This is a genomic window from Pelodictyon clathratiforme, from assembly GCF_982375515.1.
Window position 1 is genome coordinate 2,402,367 of record NZ_OZ455102.1, and the last position, 26,987, is coordinate 2,429,353.

At 47.4% G+C, this 26,987-nt stretch carries 22 protein-coding genes; 6 read left to right on the forward strand and 16 right to left on the reverse strand.

All coding sequences use genetic code 11. The features are described from left to right. Positions 1–14 precede the first annotated feature (14 nt). Entirely contained in the window at positions 15–488 is a 474-nt protein-coding gene (bchF, locus tag AC56AD_RS11780; protein WP_012509008.1) for a 2-vinyl bacteriochlorophyllide hydratase, read from the reverse strand. 77 nt (positions 489–565) lie between these two features. Here bchF and AC56AD_RS11785 point away from each other — a divergent pair, with 77 nt between their 5' ends. After that, on the forward strand, positions 566–730 hold the full coding sequence (locus AC56AD_RS11785) for a hypothetical protein (protein ID WP_481859624.1): 165 nt from the start codon (positions 566–568) through the stop codon (positions 728–730). A 113-nt stretch (positions 731–843) separates the two neighbouring features. On the opposite strand, the gene AC56AD_RS11790 is transcribed toward AC56AD_RS11785, so the two are convergent. The 6 genes from AC56AD_RS11790 to AC56AD_RS11815 all read right to left on the reverse strand — a co-directional run bounded on the left by AC56AD_RS11790 (position 844) and on the right by AC56AD_RS11815 (position 9,103). Beyond that, positions 844–3,171, reverse strand: coding sequence for an SUMF1/EgtB/PvdO family nonheme iron enzyme (locus tag AC56AD_RS11790; RefSeq protein WP_012509009.1), 2,328 nt, complete (start codon positions 3,169–3,171; stop codon positions 844–846). Between the two features lie 176 nt (positions 3,172–3,347). Continuing rightward, on the reverse strand, positions 3,348–3,572 hold the full coding sequence (locus AC56AD_RS11795) for an addiction module protein (protein WP_012509010.1): 225 nt from the start codon (positions 3,570–3,572) through the stop codon (positions 3,348–3,350). 168 nt (positions 3,573–3,740) lie between these two features. Continuing rightward, positions 3,741–3,875, reverse strand: a complete 135-nt coding sequence (locus AC56AD_RS11800; protein WP_150085695.1) for an SUMF1/EgtB/PvdO family nonheme iron enzyme — start codon at positions 3,873–3,875, stop codon at positions 3,741–3,743. Further along, positions 3,857–4,891: an RNA-directed DNA polymerase gene (locus AC56AD_RS11805; protein WP_012509011.1), complete on the reverse strand. Its 1,035-nt coding sequence runs from the start codon at positions 4,889–4,891 to the stop codon at positions 3,857–3,859. The genes AC56AD_RS11800 and AC56AD_RS11805 overlap by 19 nt, the downstream gene beginning before the upstream one ends. Then, on the reverse strand, positions 4,866–5,327 hold the full coding sequence (locus AC56AD_RS11810; RefSeq protein ID WP_012509012.1) for an HRDC domain-containing protein: 462 nt from the start codon (positions 5,325–5,327) through the stop codon (positions 4,866–4,868). Before AC56AD_RS11810 ends, AC56AD_RS11805 begins: the two co-directional genes overlap by 26 nt. Before the next feature lie 203 nt (positions 5,328–5,530). Continuing rightward, positions 5,531–9,103, reverse strand: a complete 3,573-nt coding sequence (locus AC56AD_RS11815) for an SUMF1/EgtB/PvdO family nonheme iron enzyme (protein ID WP_012509013.1) — start codon at positions 9,101–9,103, stop codon at positions 5,531–5,533. Positions 9,104–9,285: 182 nt separating this feature from the next. On the opposite strand from AC56AD_RS11815, the gene AC56AD_RS11820 reads away from it, so the two are divergent. Continuing rightward, complete coding sequence (locus tag AC56AD_RS11820) at positions 9,286–9,906, forward strand: DUF4351 domain-containing protein (protein ID WP_012509014.1); 621 nt, start codon at positions 9,286–9,288, stop codon at positions 9,904–9,906. Positions 9,907–10,216: 310 nt separating this feature from the next. On the opposite strand, the gene AC56AD_RS11825 is transcribed toward AC56AD_RS11820, so the two are convergent. The 3 genes from AC56AD_RS11825 to AC56AD_RS11835 form a co-directional block, all read right to left on the reverse strand. Continuing rightward, positions 10,217–10,522: a formylglycine-generating enzyme family protein gene (locus AC56AD_RS11825; protein ID WP_083765330.1), complete on the reverse strand. Its 306-nt coding sequence runs from the start codon at positions 10,520–10,522 to the stop codon at positions 10,217–10,219. Positions 10,523–10,672: 150 nt separating this feature from the next. Then, a protein-coding gene (locus AC56AD_RS11830) for an ISNCY-like element ISPph5 family transposase (RefSeq protein ID WP_150085532.1) occupies positions 10,673–12,153 on the reverse strand; the annotation gives its coding sequence in 2 pieces (ribosomal slippage) (positions 10,673–11,691 and positions 11,691–12,153; 1,482 coding nt in all). 191 nt (positions 12,154–12,344) lie between these two features. Next, complete coding sequence (locus AC56AD_RS11835) at positions 12,345–15,728, reverse strand: SUMF1/EgtB/PvdO family nonheme iron enzyme (protein WP_041526546.1); 3,384 nt, start codon at positions 15,726–15,728, stop codon at positions 12,345–12,347. Between the two features lie 182 nt (positions 15,729–15,910). On the opposite strand from AC56AD_RS11835, the gene AC56AD_RS11840 reads away from it, so the two are divergent. Next, on the forward strand, positions 15,911–16,516 hold the full coding sequence (locus tag AC56AD_RS11840) for a DUF4351 domain-containing protein (RefSeq protein WP_012509015.1): 606 nt from the start codon (positions 15,911–15,913) through the stop codon (positions 16,514–16,516). 247 nt (positions 16,517–16,763) lie between these two features. Here AC56AD_RS11840 and AC56AD_RS11845 read toward each other — a convergent pair whose 3' ends face one another. Next, positions 16,764–20,324 (reverse strand): SUMF1/EgtB/PvdO family nonheme iron enzyme, encoded by a 3,561-nt coding sequence (locus AC56AD_RS11845; RefSeq protein ID WP_012509016.1) that lies wholly within the window; start codon positions 20,322–20,324, stop codon positions 16,764–16,766. 229 nt (positions 20,325–20,553) lie between these two features. On the opposite strand from AC56AD_RS11845, the gene recX reads away from it, so the two are divergent. Next, complete coding sequence (recX, locus tag AC56AD_RS11850) at positions 20,554–21,036, forward strand: recombination regulator RecX (RefSeq protein WP_012509017.1); 483 nt, start codon at positions 20,554–20,556, stop codon at positions 21,034–21,036. A gap of 21 nt (positions 21,037–21,057) precedes the next feature. On the opposite strand, the gene pyrH is transcribed toward recX, so the two are convergent. The 5 genes from pyrH to rplM form a co-directional block, all read right to left on the reverse strand. After that, complete coding sequence (pyrH, locus tag AC56AD_RS11855) at positions 21,058–21,768, reverse strand: UMP kinase (RefSeq protein WP_012509018.1); 711 nt, start codon at positions 21,766–21,768, stop codon at positions 21,058–21,060. Between the two features lie 88 nt (positions 21,769–21,856). Further along, positions 21,857–22,723, reverse strand: a complete 867-nt coding sequence (gene tsf / locus AC56AD_RS11860; RefSeq protein ID WP_012509019.1) for a translation elongation factor Ts — start codon at positions 22,721–22,723, stop codon at positions 21,857–21,859. 33 nt (positions 22,724–22,756) lie between these two features. Beyond that, a complete protein-coding gene (gene rpsB, locus AC56AD_RS11865; RefSeq protein ID WP_012509020.1) occupies positions 22,757–23,524 on the reverse strand; it encodes a 30S ribosomal protein S2 in 768 nt (255 codons plus the stop codon). A gap of 159 nt (positions 23,525–23,683) precedes the next feature. Beyond that, complete coding sequence (rpsI, locus tag AC56AD_RS11870) at positions 23,684–24,073, reverse strand: 30S ribosomal protein S9 (protein ID WP_012509021.1); 390 nt, start codon at positions 24,071–24,073, stop codon at positions 23,684–23,686. 17 nt (positions 24,074–24,090) lie between these two features. Next, positions 24,091–24,540: a 50S ribosomal protein L13 gene (gene rplM, locus AC56AD_RS11875; protein WP_012509022.1), complete on the reverse strand. Its 450-nt coding sequence runs from the start codon at positions 24,538–24,540 to the stop codon at positions 24,091–24,093. A gap of 153 nt (positions 24,541–24,693) precedes the next feature. On the opposite strand from rplM, the gene der reads away from it, so the two are divergent. Both der and AC56AD_RS11885 read left to right on the forward strand, forming a co-directional pair. Further along, positions 24,694–26,007, forward strand: coding sequence for a ribosome biogenesis GTPase Der (gene der, locus AC56AD_RS11880; RefSeq protein WP_012509023.1), 1,314 nt, complete (start codon positions 24,694–24,696; stop codon positions 26,005–26,007). A 64-nt stretch (positions 26,008–26,071) separates the two neighbouring features. Continuing rightward, on the forward strand, positions 26,072–26,968 hold the full coding sequence (locus AC56AD_RS11885; protein WP_012509024.1) for an Mrp/NBP35 family ATP-binding protein: 897 nt from the start codon (positions 26,072–26,074) through the stop codon (positions 26,966–26,968). Positions 26,969–26,987: the final 19 nt, after the last annotated feature.

Sequence of the window (26,987 nt, forward strand, 5' to 3'; positions counted from 1 at the left end):
AGAGAGATATCCGGTCAGATCTGACCATCAATCCGCAGCTTCCGTTCATTGAGTTTTTCAAGAATAATCCTGATCAGATACTGCAGCGCATTGAGCACATAGGTAAAATAGGCGAGAAAGGCTTCCCAGATAAGAACATGCTCAGGATAACCAAGGTAGGCCATGACAAAATAGAGCAGATGAAACGCCGCCGCAATCGTGCTCCCGATATCTTCCCACAGAAACTCTTTTGAATAAACCCATTTATCGAAAACCTCCTTCTCAAAAAACATACCAGTGATGAAAAGCAGGGCAAAAAAAAGCGTTTTAAAAAGAATAACCACACTGACCCAGTAAAAACTGGTGACAAACAAACCGTTTGCATACAGGGCTGTAGTGGTAACTCCACCGACAAAAAAGAGGAATTGGATCGGGGCAAGAATAATCTGAATATCGGTCCAAACAGAAGCATTTCTTTTGACAAGCTGTTCCGGAGTATAACGGGCCATCTTCTTTTACTCTTAACTGATAAAAAAAATATTTGTGGACATCACGAATGCCAGACCGACACGCTCACCATGGACGCATGGAATATAGTAAAATTGAAGAGAGAGAAAAAGCCCCCGAAAAAGGGAGTATTGCATGGCAGAGTGGAATTGTGATAATTGAGCGGCATGGTGCACTTTTCTTTTGCCATTCACTGCCGAAAGAGCTCCAATCGTCGGACCACCTTCGGTGGTCGTTTCTGTAGTCGGTTGTTACCGAAAATCATGGCGCACGGCAGTTCGTCCCTCACTGCCGTTCACCACGATTTTGTAACTGCCCTCTCGCTCAAAAACAAAGACGGAATGAGCTGCCAACTGACTACGGGACGAAAACCGGGCGGAAGCCCACGTTGCTGCGCCGGTTGCCGGGGGCGCAGCTGCCCCGATACGCCGACCGACAGTACTCGGCATCGTAGCGCCAGCACCCGCCACGAAGCACACGGAGCGAAAGCTTTTTTTCCTCCCACCAACTATCCGTCCATTCCCATACGTTACCAGCCATGTCGTACAGCCCTTCGGGTGTTGCTCCATCGGGGTAACTGCCAACCGGTGTTGTTGCCCCAACAGTACTATTGTAATTGGCCAATCGAACAGAGATATCTCCTTCTTCTTCCGGCCAGGGATAATCTCGAACTTTCTGCGGAGTCGTTTGCCGTATTCCTCCTGCAGCCCACTCCCACTCAATTTCCGTTGGGAGCCTATAACGCATAGTACTCCCTTCAAGCATTGAAAGCCACAGACAGTATGCACGGGCAGCATACCAAGTTACACCAACCACGGGTTGATTATTACCCTTAAATTTTGCTTCCCCATCGAAACTTGATCGAAACAAAGCGGCAAGGTCGTTTTTACCCTCATAAAGATAATCTCCCAACTGTGGCCACCAGAGGTTTCGTTTTGCAATTGCCTTAAGCTCTTCCCTGATAGATGAGACCGATACAGAAACGCCTTGAGACGAACCATCTGACTGCAAAAATTGTATAAAATCACGATAACGTTGGTTGGTCACGGGATACTTGGCAAAATAAATATCAGACACTTGTTCCTCCTTCTCTGTTGCGGAATAAAGGTAACTCCCACCCGGGATCAGGATATACTCTGCATTCTGTTCATTCGTATTTCGAAACAATTGCTGGCGATTTTCAACCTTCACAATCGGTAGCGTTGTCGAAAGTAGCCTGAAAGGAATCTCAGGCATACGTTGCATTACGGGCGGTGGTTGGGGATGTGAATTAAGGAGTGCAGCAAGCAAACGAGGATAGTCGCGTTCATCTTCTACCGGGGTGCTTAAATCAACATAAAATTTACCTTTCAACCATGATGGAGCGCTTTCATCCCAGCTCCCTTTCGCAAGTACTGGAATAAATTTTCTATGATTTTTTGTTGTAAAAACCTCGGCAGTCATAATGTCGCCCTCATACCCGGCGCCACCATCACGTTTATCGCATTTACTACGATACTTTGGGGTGCAAATAATCAGCACATAATCATTATTGCGGATCTCCTTTTCCATAAAATCCGGAAGCTGATCTCCCGGCACGGCATGCCATTGATCAAGAATAGTTTCAACACCACTGTGACGAAGGCGAGTTGCAAGATCGGCAACCCATTTTTTATGATTATCGTCTTCCCAGGAATAAGCTATAAAAGCTTTTGGTGCACTCAATTTTGATAAGAGATCTTTATCATAACCCGTGCCAAGGCGGCGAGGAAGCACAAAGCTCCCTGTATATGATGGAGAAGGATAGAGACTGGTATCGAGCGTCCATTTCTCACCGGGTTTGTCCTCATAGCGTATCGGAAAAATCGTTACCCCGCTGTTTTCGAAGGTGACATACATTGCTGTGTTTGGCCACTGTCGGGTCTGATATGAGGCCCCTGCAGCAAGCTTCAAGTAACCACCATTGGCTGACACAATACCTTTAACCGCAACCTGATGGAAATGCCCTTGAAGCAGGAGATCAACCGACTCTTCAAGAACAGCCTCAATGTTTGATTGCTCAAAAGGGCTTAACCAGTCGAGAGGATGATGAATCAAGGCAACTTTGAGATCGGCTGCTTCAAACTGCTTCCTTGCCGCATCAAGACATCGGCAACCAATGAAGAGCTTCTCATGATCATGATCGTCAATACAGAAGAGCGCACTGTTCAGGGGCAGAACGGCAAGACGGAGTCCGTTGATCGTTACGAGTTCTACCGGACTGCATGTTGTGTTTGTCGGGAACGAGCGGATGGCTTTGAAATAGTCGTTATACCATGACGAGAATGCTTGAAACTTATCTCTCAATTGTGGAAAAGTCGATTCAGGATCAAAGTACTCGTCGGCTTCTTCAGCATTATCAAGATGGCGGTGACTCCATTTCCCCATTTTGCGGTCAACATCATGGTTGCCGGGAATGATGAAAAGGCGATCGCGATTGAGAGCGGCGGCTTCGAGCAGATCATCGAAAAATTTCGTGGCAGCATCATACTCGTTGGCCTTTCCGTTTTGCGCAATATCACCAGTTGCAAAAATCAGGTCAGGAACATGCCCTTCTTCACGGAATCGCCTGACCGATTCAACAAGAGCACGAAGTATAACCACCTGATCATAAGGAGCACCATTGCTCAGATGGAAATCCGAAACATGCAGCCAGGTAAGAGCCATGTGATGAAATTGAAAGAATTAACCGCAACGAAAATGAAGTGGCTGCAATATAGTGTATTCTTTAGGAAATGGGCAAGTAATGGCAGGATGCACTGTAGATCATGCCGAAAATGTGGGCGGCACCAAAAGCCCAAGTTAACGGAGATTTGGATGTTATGAAGAGAGAACGAGAATATTCATCTCTGATTGATCCTTGCAAAAACATCTTCTGCTGATGAAGCTTTGATTTCACCACGGTCTAAAGCCTCAAATCGAGATTCGACCTCTTCTGCCCACGCAGCATCTACGGCATTGCGTGCGGCACAATCAAAACTCTGAAAAAGTTTTTCGATAAGTTCAGCCCTCTCTACAGGAAGCAAATCAAGAGCATCTTTGAAAATACGTTCTGCAACTGCTGTCATATGTTTATCCTGAAAATTATCCTGAAAAAAAATGCCCGTCATCTTCGAAACGGCTATCCGGCTCGTCCTACCAATGCCGGGCATGGGTGGTGGCTCTTTTTGCCCTGATGCTTACAGGGGCGGGGTCATCAATCTGTTCAGAGGCAGTCATCCGACTTTGCTTTTGAGCTACGGGACGAAAACCGGGCGGAAGCCCACGTTGTTGTTCCGGTTGTCGGGGGTGTTGTTGTTCCGATACGCCGACCGACAGTTCTCGGCATCGTTGTTCCAGCTCCCGCCACGAATTACACGGTTCGAACCCACGACTGATGCCCGTTTTCTTCAATGGCCACCATTGCAGAGTACACATTTTTTCTGAATTCTCTTGCATTGGCGTATTCAGTACAAGCGACCATTGGCATCGCATGGTTTGCAAACTCTTTTTGTGACCATCGCCCTGTTTGCAGGTAACCTTCATAAAGCCAGGATTTCTGGATAAAGCGTTTTTTGCTTCGTCGGGCAAGGCGCACAGAGCCCGGAAAGAGCAGATAGCCCAAAAAGGGCAACCCTTTTCTACTTTCGTTCAAACAAAAGGGTTTGAGCTGAAGCCGCAACTCCCTTGCAAGATAGTCCTGAAGGCGGTATCCAGCTTCGAGCAATGCCTCTTTATCATGATGCCATAACACCATATCGTCCATATAGCGGACATAGGCTGGAATGCACAGTCTTTGTTTGACATAATAATCGGCGACCAACAAATAGTGGTTGGCAAAATACTGGCTGGTCAGGTTGCCAATCGGAACACTTTTACCGGCTTCGGTAGCGTAGCTGTCAATTATGTTGTCGAACATCAACAGCACATTCTTGTCTTTGAACATGCGATAAAGCTGCTGTTTCAGAATTGAGTGGTCAATGCTCTCAAAATATTTGCGAACATCAAGTTTCAAGAACCAACGGAAGTGGCGATGATACTCCCTTGCCTTGTCGAGCGCCGCATAGGTACCTTTTCCGGGGCGGCTGGCAAAACTGGTGACAATCTGCTGCTTTTCGAACGAGGCATGGCAGACATTCATCAAGGCATGGTGCAGAACCCGCTGCGAAAAAGGGGTGGCGCAAATCAGCCGTTTTTTGGGATCGTAAATAGTGAAGGTGTGATACCCTCCCGTTTCGACTTCTCCCGAAAAGAGTTGCTGTTGCAGCCGTTGCAAATTTTGCGGCAACTGCTTCTTATAGGCGCCTACATAGTGTTTGGAAACTTTGCCTTTTTGCGCCTTGTAGAATGCCTCATAGAGATTCTTCAGATCAGCAATCTCTTCAAGCAACTGCCCCTGACGTTTCATTGGTTTCCGGCTTATCCATGAAATAGTGAGCAAAACGCTCAACTTTCTTTTCACCAATACCCTTTATACCAAGCATGCTCTTGATGGTGATCTCTTCAAGTTTTGCAAGCTCCGCAAGCTCTTCGTCGGTAAAGACGATAAAAGCGGCAACACCTTCCGTTATCGCCACTTTTTTCCGTATTGCACGCAGATGCGAAAATTTGCGGAATGTTGGCTCATCAAGCATCTCACGGTAATCAACCTTTGCCTTGCTCCCGTGTGCCGGGTTGAATGTTTGCTCAATGTAACGCACACAAAAACACCAGTTGGCTCCATTATCGTTGCTGATCAGCTTATGCTGGATTTCCAGAACTTTATGCGCCTTCAGAAAGGTGTTCATCTCCTGCAAAGCGCCCCCGCTGTCACCGATGGATATGGTAAAGAGTTTTATCTGCATAAGCGTATAGCGGCTGATTTGATAACCCTGGAAGAGATACTCGCTTTTTCAAAAATATCGTCGGACCACCTGCGGTGGTCATTTCTGTTGTCGGTGGTTACCGAAAATCGTGGCGCACGGCAGTTCGTCCCTCACTGCCGTTCACCACGATTTTGTAACTGACCTCTCGCTCAAAAACAAAGTCGGAATGAGCTGCCAACTGACTACGGGACGAAAACCGGGCGGAAGCCCACGCCGCTGCGCCGGCGACCGGGGGTGTTGCCGTTCCGATACGCCGACCGACAGCGCACGGCACCGTAGTTCCAGCTCCCGCCACGAATCACACGGTCCGAACCTACCGAATCATTGCACCATTCCCATACATTACCTGCCATATCGTACAAACCTTCCGGAGTTGCTCCTTCGGGGTAACGGTTAACGGGTGTTGTATATCCAACATTCATACCAAAGTTGGCCAACGTTGGTGTTGGTTCACCCTTCTCATCTGACCAGGGATACTCCCGAACTTTCTGCGGTATCGGTTCCCGTTTTCCACCTGCCGCCCACTCCCGCTGGATGTCGTTTGGCAAGCGATAAGAGTCAGGCTTGCCTGCACACAGTGAGAGCCAAAAACAGTAGGCTTGAGCAGCATACCATGTAATACCAACGACAGGCTGTTCGGCGCCGCTGAATTTTCGATCTTCATCATAGGTTGAACGACACAAAGCTGCAAGGTCGTTTTTACCCTCTTTGAAAAAATTTGCAACAGTTGAATGCTCTGTATTGTTTAATGCAATTTTGAACAGCTCTTCCTGTAATGCTACCGATTCCTCAAGTGCTGCAATAAAAGAGCGATAGAGTTTGTTTGTTACCGGATACTTGGCGACATAGAGTTCCGGCACACTCACAATTTCTTCTGTCACCGAATAAATATAGCTTCCTCCCGGTATCAGGATGTACTCTGAGTTTTCTTCATTGGAATTCCGGAAAGAGAGAGGATTTCCGCTGACACTCTTTTCAATGTTTCGCTCAAGCGCTTTGCCGCCGAAAGCAAGAATCACCTCCTCCGCTCGATCAGCTACATCATCGTTTTTTGCAAGTTTTCCTGCTCTGAACTGATAAAGGGTATTGAGTGCTTCGGGATTCCCAATTGTCTTCAGGCAGTCGAGAATCACCTGCTGTCGGCGTAGTGTTGTTTCGGAATCCAGAAGCTTTTTACATAACGTATCAATCTTTCTTTTTTCCTTCGGGGTTTCCTCTATGATGGTTTGCAACAGCTCTTGTTTTGACTGAATCACCTCTTCACTCACTACATCGAAGAAGTTTTGCATAAAGGTATTGAAGCTCTCTGCATCAATCTGACCAAAAAAGAAGCGGATGGGTTCTTCCCAAAAGGGTTCGCTGAAATGCTCAATCAGTTTCTGTAAGGAGAGATCCATTACAGGATTTTTCATGAGCTGAAAACCGGTCAGATATTCGCGGAATGACTTGTGACGAAAGGCATAATCAGTCTGACCATATCTCACCAACAAACCGGCACGATCAATCAGGTCGTCACTGAATGCCTTTGCTTTTGGCGGCTTCTGCTTCTTTGGTATCTTGTTTAATTCTTTCTGCATTCTTGTCTTCATAACTTCCTGATCGGCTTCGTCCTTTTTCAGCTCCTCCTGCATCCAGAGTGCAACTGGAGCGAGAACTCCAATGGCATCTGCTTCGGGAAGCTTCGGGACTATGTTTCGCCGCTTGTACTGATAACCAAGGAGATAATCCAGTGCTTTTTTATAGAGAGTAGCCCGGCTTTCCGGCAAGGTATCGTCCTCGTTCCAGAGCATGGCCATAATCTGCAACATTAACGGTATTCCGGCCAGCTTCAGTAAACTTTTATTTTCATCCTTGTTCAAAAATTTGATAACAGCACTTGCTTTATCGAGGGCTTTTTCTTTCTGACGGTTCTCCCATTCCGGATCTTCAGTGTCTCCACTGTCGGTTGGAATTTTGCTGAGAAAGACTTCAGTAAACCAGTTTTGTAAAAATGTTTTTTGTTGTACAGGCTTGAAATCAAGGATATCAGCTCTCTTTAAAGGAATTTGAATCTCAATGTCATCAACGGGACGGTAGCCTGTCGGGCGTGAGGTGACAACAAAGCAGGCTTTGGGAAAGTCAGTAATGGTATTCTTGATCCATTCACACACCTCTTTTCTCTCTTCCAGCTCACTGATTTCATCGAGCCCATCAAGTAAAACCAATGATTTTTTTTGACAGAGCGATTCGAAAATCAATGTTTCTAAATTTTCCGGTCTCTCTTTCTCTGACGATGGAACAGTATGCGCCCATGCCAGAATATTGACAGGAAGTGCTGAATAACCAGTATCTCCTTTTTTCAAGTCGCGTAATTGGAGATAAAAAACCATGACCGGTTCGGGAAAACCAAAATCTTTACATCGCTCTTTGTCGATGCATGAGAGTGCATAATGCTGGAGCAGGGTTGTTTTGCCTTGACCAGGATCACCAATGACAAGCAAAAGGCGATTTTTTTTAAATGCCGCACGCATAACGGCTTCTGCAGTAAAACCGTCTACCTCTTTTTGCCTGTCATACACTTTTGTTTCGGGAGAATAACGCTCTTCACTCTGCCATGTATCAGAAAGACTCAACGAAACAAATATTTGGCTTACTTTTGCTGAAAAGCCTTGAACCGCTGTTGGAAGCACGTGATCCAATGCCGCTATAAGAAATTCCTGATAACTCGTCCCATATTTATTTTCCGGATGTCCATTTGTTTCAGTTGTAACGACCGGGTCTGGTGCGGCGGAATTCCGCAGGCGCAGAATCTCGAAACTTCTGGTTGCCTCTTTGGTTTTGTAAAAAACGTTGGGATCATCCGACCATTGAGAACTCTTTTCATAATAGCAGATTGGATAAACCTCTATTTTTTTGCCATCAAACCGGCAATACATGGCATTTTTTGAGCTATTAGCGCTGAAGTATGCAGCCCCCGAACCAAGCTCTACCAGTTCACCGAAATTCACTTCTGTCTGATGCAAGTGACCATTCAAGAGAATGTCAACCTGTGAGGACAAAACATTCTTGAGTGCAATGCTCTCGAGTGTATGGAGCACAAAAAACGGATGATGTATCATCGCAATCACAAGCGAGAGGTCACCTTTTTTCCTCTCCGATTCGAGTTGCTCTATAAGTGGGTTAAGACAAAAACGACCAATACAGAGTTTTCCAATGTCTTTACTGGCATCTTCACAAAACAGGGCGCTGTTGATAAGCAGCAGTTTAAGCGAAACTTCATCATCATTTTTTCTGAGCGTGTAAGGAATTAGTTCACAAGTTGATTTGTCGGGAAAAGTTCTTTCAGGTTTAACAGCCTCGAAATAATCATTATACCATTCAGAAAAGGCCTGAAGCTTCAGAAAATGATAACGCTTACTTTTCTCAAAGTAGTTATTAATATCTACTTCTGTTTGAAAGGTGGGTGGAACAAGCCCTTGATCTCGCTCAACATCATGGTTGCCTGGAACAATAAACAAGCGCTCCCTGCCTTGCCCTGCAGCTTGAAGCAGTTTGTCAAAAAATTTGGTAGCGGGAGCATCGTCACCGCCTTTAAAAATCGCAACATCTCCCTTTCCTGCGATATCACCTGTAGCAAAAATCAGATCCGGTTTCCACTCTGTTGTTTGCCGAAATCGTTCAACAGATTCAACCAGCGCTTTAAGCACCTGATTAACGTCATAGGATCCGAGAGGGCTCAAGTGGAAATCCGAAACATGCAGCCAGGTAAGAGCCATGTGATTGAATTGAATGAATTAACTGCGACGAAGATGAAGCGCCTGCAATATAGTGTATTCTTTGGGGATCGGGAAAGTAATGGGTATCCCTGTAATGGAGGTCGAGGGGGCTGGGAACCTGAACTATTTTGTTTTGATGGGCATCATGGATATACTACAAACGGCCTGTAGCAAGTTTGGCGGTGTTGGCTGATGAAAACAAGCAGTGGAAACCCACCTCTTATGGTTTTTCTGTACTGGGATGCCGCCATACGCTGGAGTTTCCGGTAGCCAAGCTGACCGATTATGAGGAAAAACTGGATGAGCTGCTGGCGTCGGAAAACGCTTTTGGATGGATTACGGCAGCACACATCCTGACCCAAAAAACCAGAGCAGAGGATCAGGAACGGTACAACGCCAAACTCCGCCTGCTACGAATACTGTATGAACGGCATTGGGATAAACAACGGGTGATCAATTTATTCAATGTCATTGACTGGTTAATGCAACTGCCAGAATGGTTGAACAGTCAGGTCTGGCAAGAACTTGAAACAATCGAGGAGAGGGAAAAAGTGCAATACATCACCAGCATAGAACGAATTGGCATCGCCAAAGGCATAGCAAAGGGCGAAGCCAGGTTACTGAAAAGGCAGCTTGAACGCCGCTTTGGCCTGTTGCCCAAGTGGGCATCTGAGCGGTTAGAACGCGCTAAAGAGGAGGAATTGGAAGCCTGGAGTGAAACGATTCTCACAGCCCCGACCCTGGAGGCCGTTTTCAAAGATGCAGACCCTCATAACAAATTTACAGTCTCCGAAAAACTGTAGAATACACGCAGTGTGTTTTTTTGGAAAAAAGATTGGGATGATGAAAGAGGGAATGATCCATCACTCTGTTCAGAGGCATTCATCCGGCTTCGCTGTGTTATCTGCATAAGCGTATAGCGGCTGATTTGATAACCATGGAAGAGATATTCACTTTTTCAAAAATATCGTCGGACCACCTGCGGTGGTCGTTTCTGTAGTCGGTGGTTACCGAAAATCATGGCGCACGGCAGTTCGTCCCTCACTGCCGTTCACCACGATTTTGTAACTGCCCTCTCGCTCAAAAACAAAGTCGGAATGAGCTGCCAACTGACTACGGGACGAAAACCGGGCGGAAGACCACGTAGCTGCGCCGGTAGTCGGGGGTGTTGCTGCCCCGAGCCGCCGACCGACAGACCTCGGCCGCGTAGTCCCAGCCCCCGCCACGAACAACACGGCGCGAACCCGTTTCATTCCACAAATTATCTGTCCACTCCCAAACATTACCGGCCATATCGTACAGCCCTTCGGGGGTTACTCCTTCTGGATAACTGCCAACGGGTGTTGTTTCTCCGACATTGTAATTAGTGCCAGAAAGAAAACCCCTGTTTTTTGAAAATTTGACAACCTCCCGCCGGATTAAAAACCATTTTTAATGATCAACAAAAGGCGTTTTTGTGCTGATCGTGACACGCCATGGGTAAACTACCGAATTTTGCTCCAGGAAGCGTCATAACGAACGGATCTCTCCCTGCGAATTGGTAAAAAACTCTTTTTTTGGGGAGAGAACTCAGGCAGCTTTTTTGTAGGGCCCTCGATGTCGCTTCGCATCCTGCTTGTACAAGAGTGCTCCATAACGATGAATGTTGCGAGCCAGCACTGCAAGGGCAACATAGCGATTGAATCCTTTGATGCCATCATCAGGGCATATATCCAAGCCGTGAACCTCAAGTGCGTTGATTGCTGATTCAACTGCCGAATGCTGCCGTCGCAGTCTCCTGAATTCCGGCTCGGATTCATGAGCTTTGTCGATTTTTGAGAGCTTGCCTTTTTTCGGCATAACAACTTTTTCAAGAAGCGCTTTCAGGTCGCGTTGGTTATCCGGGCTATGAAAGCCTTTGTCGTAGCTGATCGATCGCAAGTTTGGAAAACGTTGCTTGGTCTCTTCGATAATGGACACTGCGATGTCGCTATCGACAACTTTTTCCATGACCTGATGATGCAGGATAAAACGATACTGATCTTCGATAATACAGACCCGTAATCCCAACTCAACCGGCACTCCCGCCTTGCCTTTACTGATCCACTCGGTGTGTGGCTGAAAAATTGAAAAGACTTTCTCCGCATGCGGAATAACCTCGTCATTTATCCGACGACGAATTTGCCCCATTTGTACCTCAGCATGAGCAATATAGCCGTTAAGCTGGCTGAGCCGCAACGGATTTAAGCCACCCAGTTCTGCGCCGGTACGCACTGCCCGTTGTAACTGATAATCGACTGCCGCAAGGTAATCGAGGAGTGCTTGCTTTATTTGTTGATCTTTGAGAGCTTTCTTTTCCGGCTTTTTTGATGTCGAGTGCTTGAGCTGTTGCACAATACGACGCATTCTTTTGATATGCCGGATGTTATGATCGTATTGGCGCCATTGACTTAATCCTTCATCAAAAGACCATTTCGCACAGACCTCAATGGCTTTGCGAATGGCATCGAACAACTGGCTTGTATCAGCAGGAAAGTGAACGTTGGTTTCCACCACAAACGAATCACCTCGGGCCATTAAAGGGAAATTTTCTTCCTCTTTTTTTTTACTAACGTATGACCTGCACGGACAATTTCCTGGTTGATTCGATCAAGCAATTCGGGGGTAAACAGTCGGACATTATCTTTGATGGTCTGGAGTTCATAAGATGTTTTATCAGTCCAATCGTTGTGACCAAGCATCTGGCGAAGCGTATCGTGGTGATTGACCAATTCATGAAGCCGATCGTAATCAGCGTTGATTCCCAGTCGAACGACACCCAGTACCAAAATTGCCCATTGCTCCATACCGGGACGCCCTGTGTTTGGGTCAGCTTTTCCTTCTCCTTTTTTCCGTTCAGGACGAACCTCTTCGAGGATGGCAAAAACACGCTTGCGCAACTCCTCGTCGGTGTAGATGCCCTGAAGGCCCCTCAAGATTTTTGGGATATCATCTCGTGATTTCGGATCGAAAACAATGGCAGAAATATCGGTACGACCGAACATCATTTGGTGGTTGATGACGCTACGCATAGTGGATTTCAAAAAACGAAGTTTGGAGTCTGTTTCTCTTTGAGGGCACCCTGCAACACCTTTTCTCTATCAAAAATGCTTCTAATGGGGTATTATTACGCTTTAGCTCAGGGTCCGTCAAATATCTTTGACCATGAAATAACAATATAAACTATTATTTTATAATATCATAACAGTTTTTCGTTCATCCACTAATTATAGTTGAGCAGTGTCGCGCTTGGCCCGCCCTTTTCGTCTGCCCAAGGATAATCTCGAACTTTCTGCACAGCTTCACCCTGCCGTCCCCCTGCGGCCCACTCCCACTCAACTTCCGTCGGCAGGCGGTAAGAGTCTGGTCTATCCTCAAGCTGCGAGAGCCAGAGACAGTAGGCCTGGGCGGCGTACCAAGGAATACCAACAACCGGCTGTTCGTCACCACCGAATTTCCGATCTTCATCATTCTCCGAACGAAACAATGCAGCAAGGTCGTTTTTACCCTTTTTGAGCCATGGGGCAAAATCCGTACCCCATCGGTCATTTTGTGCAATGTCTTTTATTTTTTTCTGTAGTGCGGTCTCTTTCCCAAGTGCAGCAATAAATGAGCGGTAGAGTTTATTGGTTACTGGGCACTTGGCAAAATAGAGATCTTCTACACGTTTTTCTTCGTTTGTTTTCGAGAAAAGGTAACTCCCTTTCCTTATCAGGATGTACTGCACGCCATCTTCATATGTATTGCTGATGATACGGGGCCGTTGTTTTGGCTGGCTGTCATGGTTTGTTTTCTCTTTTTCTCTCGGCGGAAGATTACGCTTGATACCAGCTCTCCGTTCAAGTTGGATAATAAGCCCATCAGCTTTATCAAGTACCCGCTGTTTCAGGTTATTATCAGGTTCTTGCATTTTTTTGGCTCGCTCGTGAAAATTCCGAACAGCATCAAGTGCAGCAGACTTATTGATAACCTCAAGACAATCAAGCACATGCCACTGTACTCCCAGTGAAAGTTTACTGTCTTTGAGCTTTCGGCATAACGCCCCGGTTGAGCACTCCCTGGATTCCCGGATCAAGGTTTTCATCAACTGCAACTTTCGTTGCAACACATCGGTCGTTATTTCCGGATTGAACAACTGATTCATAAAGCCGTCAAAAATATCCGCATCGATCTGGGCGAAATAAAACCGCAGCGTTTCATCCCATTCCCACTTACGGTCATCATAATGCTGAACGATCGAGCGGATAAACGCATCCGATTTGCTGCAACGCAGCATCTCCAAACTTGCCAGATATTCCTGAAACGTCTTGTGCCAGAATCGGAATGCCTTCCCGTTCGGTTTCAGAATTCCACTTCTGTTTACCATAAAACCGAAAAACGTGTCAAGCCCGACTGTTGTATTGATCGATTGAAAACGGCTTTCCATAATCTCTTTCATTTCGCCCTCAGAAAGATCGAGACAGGTTTTTTTTTGCATGGTATAGGCAAGAAGTCCGAGAACCGTTGCTGACTGTTCCGGATCGATACCATACGATATCTGCCGGGCGTTATCCCTGCCATGAAGCAGATACACGATGACAACACGATACAAGGCTATTCTGGAATCAGGTTTAAAATCCCGCAGCTTGTAGAGCAAAGCCATAAGCTTCAACAGCAGAGGAATACCTGCAATCTGCTGCAAACCCTTTTTCTTCTTTTCCGTTTCCTCGCTGTTCATCTCTTCGCTCTTATCGCCTTCTTGAGGATAGAGATATGCATATAGTTCCCTTGCCTTATCGTCCGGAGGGGTAGTATCGTGTATCGTGAAGCCCCGCTCCTTTTCAAATTTCGAAGCAGCCCTGAACCACTTCAATAAAAAGTCCCATTGCTGGTCAGGCTCAAGATCATCCAGAGCAGCCCGCCTGTGACTTTGAATGAGTTCAACGCCATCACTGGTCACATATCCGGTTTTGCGTGTGGTTACAATAAAAAAACGATTGGGATAGGCATGACCTTCTTCGTCAATCCATTGGCAGATGGCTTTCCGTTTTTCAAGTTCAGTGACCTCGTCAAGACCGTCAAGCAAAACAAGAACCCTCTCCGTTTCACCCATCCCCCGCCACCATGTTTCCGCTTCATCGGCAGCAAGAGATAACGACCTGTTAAGCTCAACAATCTGCGCAGCCAACCGCACAGGTTTATTGTGGGCATCAAAATTCAGTTTGCGCAATTCAAGAAACAGAACCCGGACGCTGGCAGCTTCGGGAAAAAGTCGCCCATGATCACCTTCGAGGCAGAGCATCGCATAATGCTGCAGTAACGTGGTCTTGCCAGAGCCTGGATCGCCGATCAGAAGCAGAACATTGGTACGGGCATTCCCATGAAATATTTCCTGAAGCAGTGCATCCTGTGACATTTTTTTCGTTTCAACGGAATGCCCTTTATCATGAGCATCCACTTTGCCGTACAGCTCACTGATGTGAAGATCGATAAACACATCCTCAAGTGGAATCTCGATATCCTGATAATTGTCGAGCCCGCGTGATGCAACTATTCCGAACTGGTTCCTCAATGATTCACGGTAGCGCTCGTAGCTATTTATCTCTGGTCGCCCTGAAGCAGTAACCATACCGTTATCACAAGCGATCAAAGGTAGCGAGCTGACTTGCTGATCAGCATTACGCCCCGGAACAGGAAACTGTTTCGTATATGATGGTAACGGATAAAGACTGGTATCAAGTGTCCAGACTTCACGAGGAGTACCCTCATAACGGATGGGGAAAATCGTTACCCCGCTTCCGTCGAAAGTTGCATACATGGAGGACTTTGACCATTGCCCTTTCTGGTATGCAGCTCCTGCAGCAAGCTTCAGATATCCGCCATTTTCGGCAACAATGCTTTTCGTTGAGGTTTGATGGTAATGCCCCTGAAGCAAAAGATCGACTGACTCTTCAAGCTTTGCTTCGATATTTGACTGCTCTATCGGACTCAACCAGTCGAGAGGGTGATGAATCATGGCAACTTTGAGATCGGCTGCTTCAAACTGCTTCTTTGCAGCATCGAAACAGCGGCAACCAATGAAGAGCTTTGCATGGTCATGATCGTCAATGCAGAAGAGGGCACTGTTCAGGGGCAGAACGGCAAGACGGAGTCCGTTGATCGTTACGAGTTCTACCGAACTGCATGTTGTGTTTGTCGGGAACGAGCGGATGGTTTTGAAATAGTCGTTATACCATGACGAGAATGCCTGAAATTTATCCCTCAGTTGTGGAAAAGTTGAGTCAGGATCAAAGTACTCGTCGGCATCTTCAGCGTTATCGAGATTGCGATGGCTCCACTTGCCCATCTTGCGGTCAACATCATGGTTACCGGGTATTATGAAAAGGCGATCACGATTGAGCCCAGCAGCTTCAAGCAGGTCATCACAAAATATTGTGGCCGCGTCATACTCTTTTGCCTTTCCGTTCTGCGCAATATCACCGGTTGCAAAGATGAGATCCGGGACTTGCTCCCCTTTTTCGCGGAACTGCCTGACTGAAGAGACAAGGGATCGAAGAATAACCTCCTGACTGTAAGGGCCTTTGTCACTCAGGTGGAAATCCGAAACATGCAGCCAGGTAAGAGCCATGTGATTGAATTGAATGAATTAACCGCGACGAAGATGAAGCGCCTGCAATATAGTGTATTCTTTGGGGATCGGGAAAGTAATGGGTATCCCTGCAATGGAGGTCGAGGGGGCTGGGAACCTGAACTATTTTGTTTTAAGGGGCATCATGGATATACTACAAACGGCCTGTAGCAAGTTTGGCGGTGCTGGCCGATGAAAACAAGCAGTGGAAACCCACCTCTTATGGTTTTGCCGTGCTGGGATGCCGCCATACGCTGGAGTTCCCGGTTGCCAAGCTGACCGATTATGAAGACAAACTCGATGAGCTGCTGGCATCAAATAACGCTTTTGGATGGATTACGGCGGCACACATCCTGACACAAAAAACCAGAACGCAGGATCAGGAACGGTACAACGCAAAACTCAGCTTACTGCGAATACTGTACGAACGGCATCGGAATATACAGCGCGTTATCAATTTATTCAATGTCATTGACTGGCTGATGCAACTGCCGGAGTGGTTGAACAGCGAGGTCTGGCAAGAACTTGAAACAATCGAGGAGAGGGAAAAAGTGCAATACATTACCAGCGTAGAACGAATTGGCATAGCCAAAGGCATGGCTAAAGGACGTGTTGAGGGTAAATCCAGCCTACTGAAAAGGCAACTTGAACGCCGCTTTGGCGTGTTGCCCAAATGGGCATCAGATCAGTTAGAGAATGCCAAAGAGGAGGAACTGGAAGCCTGGAGTGAAACGATTCTCACAGCCCCGACCCTGGAGGCCGTTTTCAGAGAGGCTGACCCCTCATAACAAATTTACTGTCTCCGGAAAACTGTAGAATACACGCAGTATATTTTTTGGAAAAAAGACCGGGATGATGGAAGAGGGAATGGACCATCATTCTGTTCAGAGGCATTCATCCGGCTTCGCTGTGTTATCTGCATAAGCGTATAGCGGCTGATTTGATAACCCTGAAAGAGATACTCGCTTTTTCAAAAATATCGTCGGACCACCTGCGGTGGGTTTTGTTGATTGTGCGGAATGAGCTGCCAACTGACTACGGGACGAAAACAGGGCGGAAGCCAACGTAGTTATACCGGTAGTCGGGGGTGTTGAAGTACCGATACGCCGACCGACAGAACTCGGCATCGTAGTACCAGCTCCCGCCACGAATAACACGGTTCGAACAAGTCTCTTCATTGTACCAACTATCCGTCCATTCCCATACGTTTCCAGCCATATCGTACAGCCCTTCGGGTGTTGCTCCTTCGGGATAACTGCCGACTGGTGTGGTTGCGCCGACATTGCCATCATAGTTGAGCAATTTCGAGTCAGGTTCTCGCTTCTCGTCTGCCCAGGGATACTTTCGAACTTTCTTTCCGATTGTTCCCTGCCTGCCTCCTGCGGCCCACTCCCACTCAACTTCCGTCGGCAAACGGTAAGAATCTGGTTTATCTTCACACTGCGAAAGCCAGAGGCAGTAGGCTTGAGCGGCATACCAGGTAATGCCAACAACCGGCTGATCGTCACCACCGAATTTCCGGTCTTCATCATTCTCCGAACAAAATAATGCCGCAAGGTCGTTTTCACCTTTGTTGAAATAGCCGGAAAATCCTGCATCCCAACTGTTGTTTTTTGCAATTTTCTTCAGCTCTTCCTGTAATTTTGATGATTCCCCAAGCGCAGCAATAAATGAACGGTAGAGTTTATTGGTTACCGGATATTTTGCGAAATAGAGATCCTTTTCTGCATTCTTCTGCTTTTTTGTCTCCGAGTCAAGGTAACTCCCCTTCTTTATCAGGATGTACTCGGCATTGTGTTCGTTGGGGTTGCGGAACGATATTGGCCGGTTTTCAAAATTGATGATCTGCGATGTAATCGTTTTCGGCGCTGCTTTTTCCATATTACCCGATTGAGCTGTTTTATCTTTCAGCTCTTGCAGAGTATACATCACCTCATCAGCACGATCGGCAACATCCTTGTTTTTTGCAAGATCTCTGGTTTTGAACTGTTCCAAAGTTTTGATGGCAGCAGATTTGCCGATGGTTTTCAGGCAGTCGAGAATCACCCGCTGACGACTTGCCGTATTTGTGGCGACAAGCAGTTTTGTGCAAAGTGCATCAACCTTTTTCAGGGGCGCCTCTTCTATGAGCGTCTGCAACAACCATTGCTGCTTGGGAGTCAGCTCGTCACTGACTGGCGAGTCAAAGAGCTTTTTCATGAAAAGATTGAAGATCTCTTCATCTCCCTGTGCAATAAAAAAACGGATCGGTTCATCCCACCAATCGTTGCCAAAGCCTGCAATCAGGTTTCCAAGATACCTGGTTGAACGCACTTTGGTAACGAGTTGAACTCCTGCCAAATATTCACGAAATGATTTATGGCGAAAGAGGTAATCGTGTGCTCCCGTCTCCACCAGCAAGCCTGACCGTTTAACCAGATAGTCGCAAAAATCATCAACCGAGGGCGGCTTATCCTGTTTATCAAGTTGCTCCTTCATCTTTTTGTGCATCTCTACCCTCGAAGCCTCATCCTTTTTGAGCTTTTCCTGCATCCAGAGCGAAAGCGGAGCAAGCACCTGTCGGGCACGTAGCGCTGAAAGAAGTGGGACAATCCCTCGGCGCTTGTCGCGGAATTCAAGCAGATAATCGAGTGATGCCTCATAGAGCTTTACACGACTGTCCGGCATATACTCTCTATCCTTCCACAGAATTGCCATGATCTGCAGAATCATTGGAATAGCCGCAAGCTGCCGCAGTCCCTTGTTCTTCTCCGCGTTAAGATGCTCAACAATGGTGATGGTTCGCGCCTCAGCCTCTTTTTGCTGCTTTTCCTGCCACTCCGCTTCCTCAAATCCCTTTTCACAAGGCTCTTTCAAAAATGCTGCCTTGAACCAATTTCTCAAAAACCGCTCCTGCTGTTCCGAAGTGAAATCCTGCACGTCGGCCCGTTCATAATCTGCCGCAAGCTCAACTCCTTCATCTTTGCGGTACCCCGTCGCTCGTGATGTGACCACAAAACAGGCGACAGTAAAGGTATTCAAGGCCGCATCAATCCACTTGCATACCTCAATTCGCTCTTGCGTGTTGCTGATTTCATCAAGACCGTCAAGCAGGACAAGTGAGGTTCCACTTTGCAACCAATCAACAAAACACTCTTTCTTGATGGCATGATGTTGCATGACAGACCAGCTTGCAAGGTTTGCCGGCAAGGTGTCGTAGTGACCTGCATGACTTGAAAGCTCTCTCAGTGGCAGATAAAAAACGTTGACCGGATCGGAAAAACCAAGCCTCGCAGAGTCTTCAAGTGCACGAAGGGCATAATATTTGAGAAGTGTTGTTTTGCCAGAGCCGGGATCACCGATAACGAGAAGCATTCGGCAGCCTCTCCGATCGCGAAATGCCCGCTTCATGATCTCATCGGGAGAAAAGATATGCTCACCCCCTTGCCAAAAACTCTTTTCAGGAACTGAATTGCCTTTATCCTGCCTGTCGGACATGCGCAGAGGGACAAAGGTATCGTCATTCAGGTTGACTTTGACGCTCTCGACACCCGGCAAACCAAGCATACGAATATAACCGAGCTCCTCTTTGAGAGTCGCCTGATAACGCTCTTTGCAGGGATGATGGAGTTTATCAGATTCTGGTGACTCGGCAGATGTACCTTTTGATAAAAAGAACGTTCCGGTATACAAGGGCGAAGGAAAGACGCTGGTATCAAGTGTCCACTTTTCATTTGGACTATCCTCATAGCGAATTGGAAAAATGGTCACCCGATTACCCTCGAAGGTAACATACATGGCGCTGTTTGGCCACTTACGTGTCTGATAAGCTGCGCCAGCAGCAAGCTTGATGAACCCACCATTAGCAGAAGCAATGCTTTCCGCATCGATCTCATGGCAGTGACCATGCAGCAGCAAATCAACCGATTCGCCAAGAGCCGCTTTTATGTTGCGTCGCTCCACCTGGCTTAACCAATCGAGAGGATGGTGAATCAAGGCAATGGTAAGTTCTGCTGCTGCCTGCCTCTTTAACTGCTCCCTCGCATTATCAAGGCAGAGACGCCCTATGAAAAGCTGTGCAACATCACGATCGTCAATGCTGAAGAGTGCACTGTTCAGGGGCAAAACAGCAATACGACAGTTGTTGATTGTGAGAATTTCTACAGGGCTGCATGTGGTGTTTGTGGGAAACGACCGGATACCGCTGAAATAGCTGTTATACCAGGATGAAAATGCCTGGAATTTCTGCGTCAGGTGAGGAGTCGGCGTCTGAGGATCGAAGTACTCATCAACGTCATCCTTCGTATTGAAGGTTCGCTCAAGCCCCTTGCCCATCTTGCGGTCAACATCATGGTTACCGGGTATTATGAAAAGGCGATCACGATTGAGCCCCGCAGCTTCGAGCAGATCATCGAAAAATTTTGTGGCCGCATCATACTCTTTTGCCTTTCCGTTCTGCGCAATATCACCGGTTGCAAAGATGAGATCCGGGACTTGCTCCCCTTTTTCGCGGAACTGCCTGACTGAAGAGACAAGGGATCGAAGAATAACCTCCTGACTGTAAGGGCCTTTGTCACTCAGGTGGAAATCCGAAACATGCAGCCAGGTAAGAGCCATGTGATTGAATTGAATGGGTTAACTGCGACGAAGATGAAGCGCCTGCAATATAGTGTATTCTTTGGGGATCGGGAAAGTAATGGGGCAAGCACAGGGTATAGTGTGATTTTCGCAACGGCAGCAACCTCGGGACATGAGGTAAGCGCCCTTGATTTTCTGATTAACATGATATGGTTATATTTGCCGGGGAAGCTGCCCCGACAAACCGAAGTCTCTCCTGGTTCTGATTATGACCGACAACAATGCGCCTGGCGCGATGACATTTGCCCTTAAACTGCTTGGACTGCGCAGCCACAGTAAGGATGAACTGAAACGGAAACTGCTGAAAAAGGGATATTCTGCTGAGGGTATCGAACCGGTAATTGAAAAATTGAGCCGGATGGGAGCGCTTGACGATCATGCTTTCGGCATGGAAGTGATCAGAAGCAGGTCAAGAAGAAAGCCCTCTGGAAGGTTAAAGATTGTTGCGGAACTCAGGAAAAAGGGTGTTGCTGAAACCATTATCAGCGAGCTCCTCAAGGAGTATGACAGCGTTGCGCTTTGCCATCGGGCGGCAGAAAAAAAATTGGCCTCATTGCGTGAGATGAGTGAAGCGGATCGGAAAAGAAAACTTGAAGTCTTCCTTTCCAACCGGGGGTTTGAGTGGCAGGAGATTCAATCGGCGCTCAGGTTGCTCGTTCTACCCGGCGCCGATGATGATGAACCCTGTTAAGCCACCCTGTCAAAGCGGGTATCACCCATGAACCAAAGAACCAACCTTCTCTCCGCGCAGCAGTCTGCTCAAATTCCCTTTTTCGTTCATGTTCATGACTACAATGGGCAGCGTGTTTTCACTGCAGAGGGTGATTGCTGTCATATCCATAACCCTGAGGTTTTTTCGGATCACATCCTGATAGGATATATCCGCAAAAAACTCTGCATGGGAATTTTTTTCGGGATCGGAATCGTAGACTCCCTGAACCCGTGTGCCTTTGACAATAATATCGGCCTCAATTTCGATGGCCCTCAGTGAAGCTGCCGTGTCGGTGGTAAAGTAGGGGTTTCCTGTGCCTGCGCCGAAAATAACAACCCGCCCCTTTTCAAGATGACGGACTGCCCTGCGCCGGATAAAGGGTTCTGCCATCTGCTCCATTTTTATGGCTGTCTGAAGTCGGGTAAAGACTCCTTTTCGTTCAAGGGCATCCTGAAATGCAAGGGCATTGATAACCGTTGCGAGCATCCCCATGTAGTCGGCCTGTACGCGATCCATATTAGCCGCTGCTTCGGACATGCCACGAAATATATTGCCTCCGCCAATCACCAGTGCAATCTGGGCGCCCATCTCGCGAGCCTCCTTGATTTCCTCTGCATACCGTTCAAGCATCGCGGAATTAATGCCATAGCCGTCCTCTCCGGCAAGTGCTTCGCCACTCAGTTTCAGCAAGATGCGCTTGTAGTGGAGCATATCCTTATCCTCAGGAAGAAAGGTTTAAAAAAACAAAACCATCATTCTATGTACAAAAAAAAAGCCTCGCAACAACGAGGCTTTTTTTTTACTCTCCCAACTTGCAGCGGACAAATCCGATCACATCAACCTTTACTTGATGCTTTTTTCGGAACTCATTGAGCACGTCAGATACCTTGACGGTGCTGTCCTTGATGAAGAACTGCTCGCTGAGCACAACGTCCTGATAATACTTTTCAAGTCTGCCAAGAACAATCTTGTCGACAAACGCCTCTTTCTTTCCCTGTTCGAGAGCCTGCTGACGATAAATTTCCGCCTCTTTTGCGATGTAATCGGCTGGAACAAAGGAGCGGTCAACAACAATCGGAGCTGCTGCGGCGACCTGCATGGCAAGATCCCTGGCCAGTTCGCGAACAGCATCGGGCTGATCGGTAGCAAGATGAATGATTGCGCCAAGCTGTGCACCGGGATGAACATAGGATTCGACCACACCGTCACCTGCGTCAATATAGACCAGACGTTTGAGGCTGATCTTTTCGCCAAGCTTGCCGGTCATGGTTTTGATGGCATCATCAACCGTTTCGCCGCCATACGCTTCGCCAAGTGTCAGCGTCATTAAGGCTTCAGGTGATGAGATGCACTTTGCAAGGGCAAGCTCACCAAGGGCAACCGTAAAATTGGTAAAGTCCTCACCGCGGGCAACAAAGTCGGTCTCACAGTTCAGTTCAAGAATAATACCGGCCTTATGGTCGGCGGTCATTTTAATTTCGACCATACCCTCTCTGGCATCCCTGTCTGCACGCTTCGCAGCAAGTGCAGCGCCTTTCTTGCGCAGATAATCGATAGCCTGCTGCATATCCCCTCCAGTTTCATCAAGGGCTTTTTTGCAGTCCATCATGCCTGCACCTGTTATATCACGAAGATTTTTTACATCTTTTGCTGAAATCTGGCTCATTGAAATTTCACTCTTATTGATTATAGACACGGATTATTCGCTGATCTCTTCCTTTTCGACGTCGATATCGCCATCCTCTTCCTCTTCATCCATACCGGCAAGCACTTCATTTTCCACTTTCAGCGCCCGTGCGTTGATGACGGTATCGGCAACAGCCTTGACCATCAACTGAATGGAGCGGATTGCATCGTCATTGGCTGGAATGACGAAATCAACCAGTTCAGGATCGCAGTTGGTATCGACCATGGCAATGATGGGAATACCGAGTGAGCGGGCTTCCTTGATGGCAATATGCTCTTTCTTGATGTCAACGATGAAGAGCGCGGCTGGAAGCCTTGTCATGGTGGCAATACCACCGAGAATCCTCATGAGCTTCTCTTTTTCACGGCCCAGCATCAGGCGTTCTTTCTTGGTAATCATATCATACGTTCCATCCGTCGCCATCCGGTCGATGGAGTTCATGCGCCGGATACTCTGCCGAATGGTCTGGAAGTTGGTAAGCATACCACCCAGCCAACGCTCGCAAACGTAAGGCATCCCTGCACGCTCTGCCTGTTCGGCAATAATGTGTTTGGCCTGTTTTTTGGTACCGACAAACATGATCTCCCTGCCTGTCTGTGCAATTGCTTCAAGCGCCTTCAGTGCCTCATCGGCAAGAACGACGGTTTTCTGCAGATCGATAATATGAACGCCGTTTTTTTCCATGAAAATGTACGGCTTCATTTTTGGGCACCAGCGACGTGCAAGGTGACCGAAATGGACTCCTGCGCGGAGCATCTCTTCAAGCTGAAAATGTGACATACGTGCTTTTTTGTGATTTAGTTGTTCCTCTATCATGCCTGTACTGCCCGGTATCCGGCGCAAGGCGCCGAACACTTCCGGAGAGCTTCATCTGAACGATTTTCAGAATAGCATGATATGCGAAGTTGTATCTTTGAAATAAAACGAAATAACACCGGATTAACGTTTCGAGAACTGGAAGCGTTTGCGGGCCTTTTTGCGTCCGAATTTTTTCCGCTCAACCATACGGGGATCCCTTGTCAGAAGCTTCTCTGTTTTGAGGATAACACGGGCGGTTTCATCAAATTCGGTAAGTGCACGAGCAATGGCAAGGCTGACTGCGCCGGACTGACCACTTACACCGCCACCCTGAACATTGATCTTGATATCAAACTCTTCCGCTCTTTCGGTAATAACGAGAGGCCGAAGGGCTTGCTGGCGCTTGAATTCATCCTTGAAATACTCTTCAATCGGCAGTTTGTTGACAATAACCCGGCCTTTTCCCGGAATCATAAAAGCTCGAGCCACCGAGGTTTTACGGCGGCCTACTGTATCGATAACCTCTTTCATTCCCTATGCTTTAATATTTAGTTTACCTTCATTTCAACAGGAGCCTGCGAAGCATGCGGGTGCTCGGAACCGGCATAAACCTTGAGTTTTCTGAACAACTGACGGCCGAGATTGTTGTGCGGCAACATTCCCCACACAGCATTTTCAATAATCCTTTCAGGTCTTTTTTTCAGAAGGTCCTTGACATGGTCAATCTTGACACCACCCGGATACTGGGAATGCGAGAAGTAGCTCTTCTGCTCCTCTTTTTTGCCGGTTAGGGCAACTTTTTCGGCATTGGTTACCACAATGAAATCACCGGTATCGATATGCGGCGTAAACTGTGGCTTATGCTTGCCCCTGAGGACCTTTGCAATTTCAGAAGCCATTCTGCCCAATACCTGACCCTCGGCATCAACAACGTACCACTTCCTGTCGACCTCTGCAGGCTTTGCCGAATATGTTTTAAAACTTAACGTCTTACTCATGCTCTTACTATAGATTAACTGGACTTTTCCGAAAAATAAAGTTTATCAATGTAAATTATTCCACTTAATTCTACAAATTATACCTTATATCTGTTACAGGGAATTCCCTGGCAGAGCTCTGCCATTTTTTTTACCAAGACCGTATCTGTTCTTATGAAGCCTTTAATCGCTCTGGTGGGCCGGCCTAACGTCGGCAAATCAACCCTGTTCAACCGAATTCTGCGCCAACGAAGCGCCATTGTAGATCCTACCCCCGGTGTAACGAGAGATCGGCACATCGCAGAGGGAGAGTGGCAAGGCAAGCAATTTCTCCTGATGGATACCGGAGGCTATAATGCCGATGGCGACACCATCAGCATGGCAATGCTTGAGCAGACGCTGATGGCTATTCGTGATGCCGATATTGTTATCTTTTTGACCGATGTACGTGCCGGACTCTCCTACGAGGATCTTGAACTCGGAAGATTGCTGCAGCGAACCTTCCAGCACAAGCAGCTTTTCTTTGTGGTAAACAAGGTCGAAACCCCGCAACTCTCTTTGGACGCAGAGTCGTTCATCAAAACCGGTTTCACCGCCCCCTATTTTATTTCAGCAAGAGATGGAAGCGGAGTTGCCGATATGCTTGACGACATCCTTGAGTCGTTACCTGAAACAGAAAAACAGCTTCAGGAAAAAGAGAGCGCCATCCAGCTTGCCGTTGTCGGAAGGCCAAATGTCGGGAAATCAAGTTTTGTCAACTCCCTGCTCGGCTCAAACCGCCTCATTGTATCCAACATACCCGGCACAACACGGGATGCTATCGACAGCCGCTTCATACGCAAGCAGCAGGAGTTCATTCTCATTGATACGGCAGGACTGAGAAAACGGACAAAAATCGATGCTGGTATTGAGTACTACAGCTCGCTGAGAACGGAGAAGGCCATTGAGCGCTGCGACGTTGCACTCGTCATGCTTGATGCTGCGCCAGGCATTGAGAAGCAGGATATGAAAATCATCAATATGGCAGTTGAGCGCAAAAAAGGGGCGCTCCTGTTGATCAATAAATGGGATCTGATTGAAAAGGATTCAAAAACAAGCAAGATCTACGAAGAGACCCTGCGTTCCAACATGGGCAACCTCTCCTATGTCCCCGTCCTCTTTATTTCGGCGCTCACCAAAAAGAACCTTTACCGGGCAATAGACACGGCTCAGCAAATCAGCCAAAACCGCTCCCGTAAAATCAGCACCAGCGTGCTCAACAAATTCCTTGAGGAGGCGCTTTCACATACACACCCTTCCACAAAATCGGGCAAAGAGCTCAAGATCAAGTACATGACCCAGATCAACGCCGCATGGCCGGTCTTTGCCTTTTTCTGCAATGATCCTCTCCTGGTTCAGGCCAATTTCAGGAAGTTTCTTGAAAACAAGCTTCGCGAACATTTCAGCCTGGAGGGAGTACCCATTTCCATGCGTTTTATGCAAAAATGAACGCATCTATCAGAACCAAACCATATCATTTCTCTATTTTCTGTAATTTTCAAACGAACACGCTATGACAACAAATCATGATGAATCAACACATGCGTCCTGCAGCCATAATCAAGGCAATGGAGAAGCTGCACATGCATCCTGCGGCCATCATCACTGCGAGCATGAACGTCCGCTGCAGCAGGTAAAACACATTATTGCCGTCGCATCAGGGAAGGGAGGAGTTGGAAAATCAACCTTCGCCGTAAACCTCTCCATTGCACTTGCCCAGACAGGAGCAAAAGTTGGCCTGATTGACGCTGATCTTTACGGCCCGAGCATTCCAACCATGTTCGGACTGCTCGATGCCAAACCGGAAGTAACTGAAAAACATCTTGTCCCACTGGAAAAATGGGGTGTCAAACTGATGTCCATCGGTTTTCTGATCGAAACCGATACGGCGGTTATCTGGCGCGGCCCAATGGTTTCGAACGCCATCAAGCAGTTTATCAGTGAGGTAGATTGGAGCGAGCTCGATTACCTGATCTTCGATCTTCCTCCCGGCACCGGAGATATCCAGATCACAATCGCCCAGACCGTTCCCCTGACTGGCGCCATTATTGTTACAACACCGCAGGATGTAGCCATTGCTGATGTATCGAAGGCTGTCAGCATGTTCCGCAAGGTCAATGTGCCGATTCTTGGAGTGGTTGAAAACATGAGCTATTACGAACTGCCGGATGGAACAAAAGACTATATTTTCGGACATCATGGAGGAGAGATATTTGCCCGTACCCAGGGACTTTCCTTCCTCGGCTCCATTCCGATCGATCGTGCTGTACGCGAGGGTGGAGACAACGGAACACCCTATATGCTCAGCCATCCCGATTCGGCGACATCAAAAGCCATCAATCAAGCCACAATGGAGGTTGCACGCAGGATTTCCATCACCGAAGCGGAACGGGGAAATAAACAATCATAAATTTCGTATTGTTTTTTTC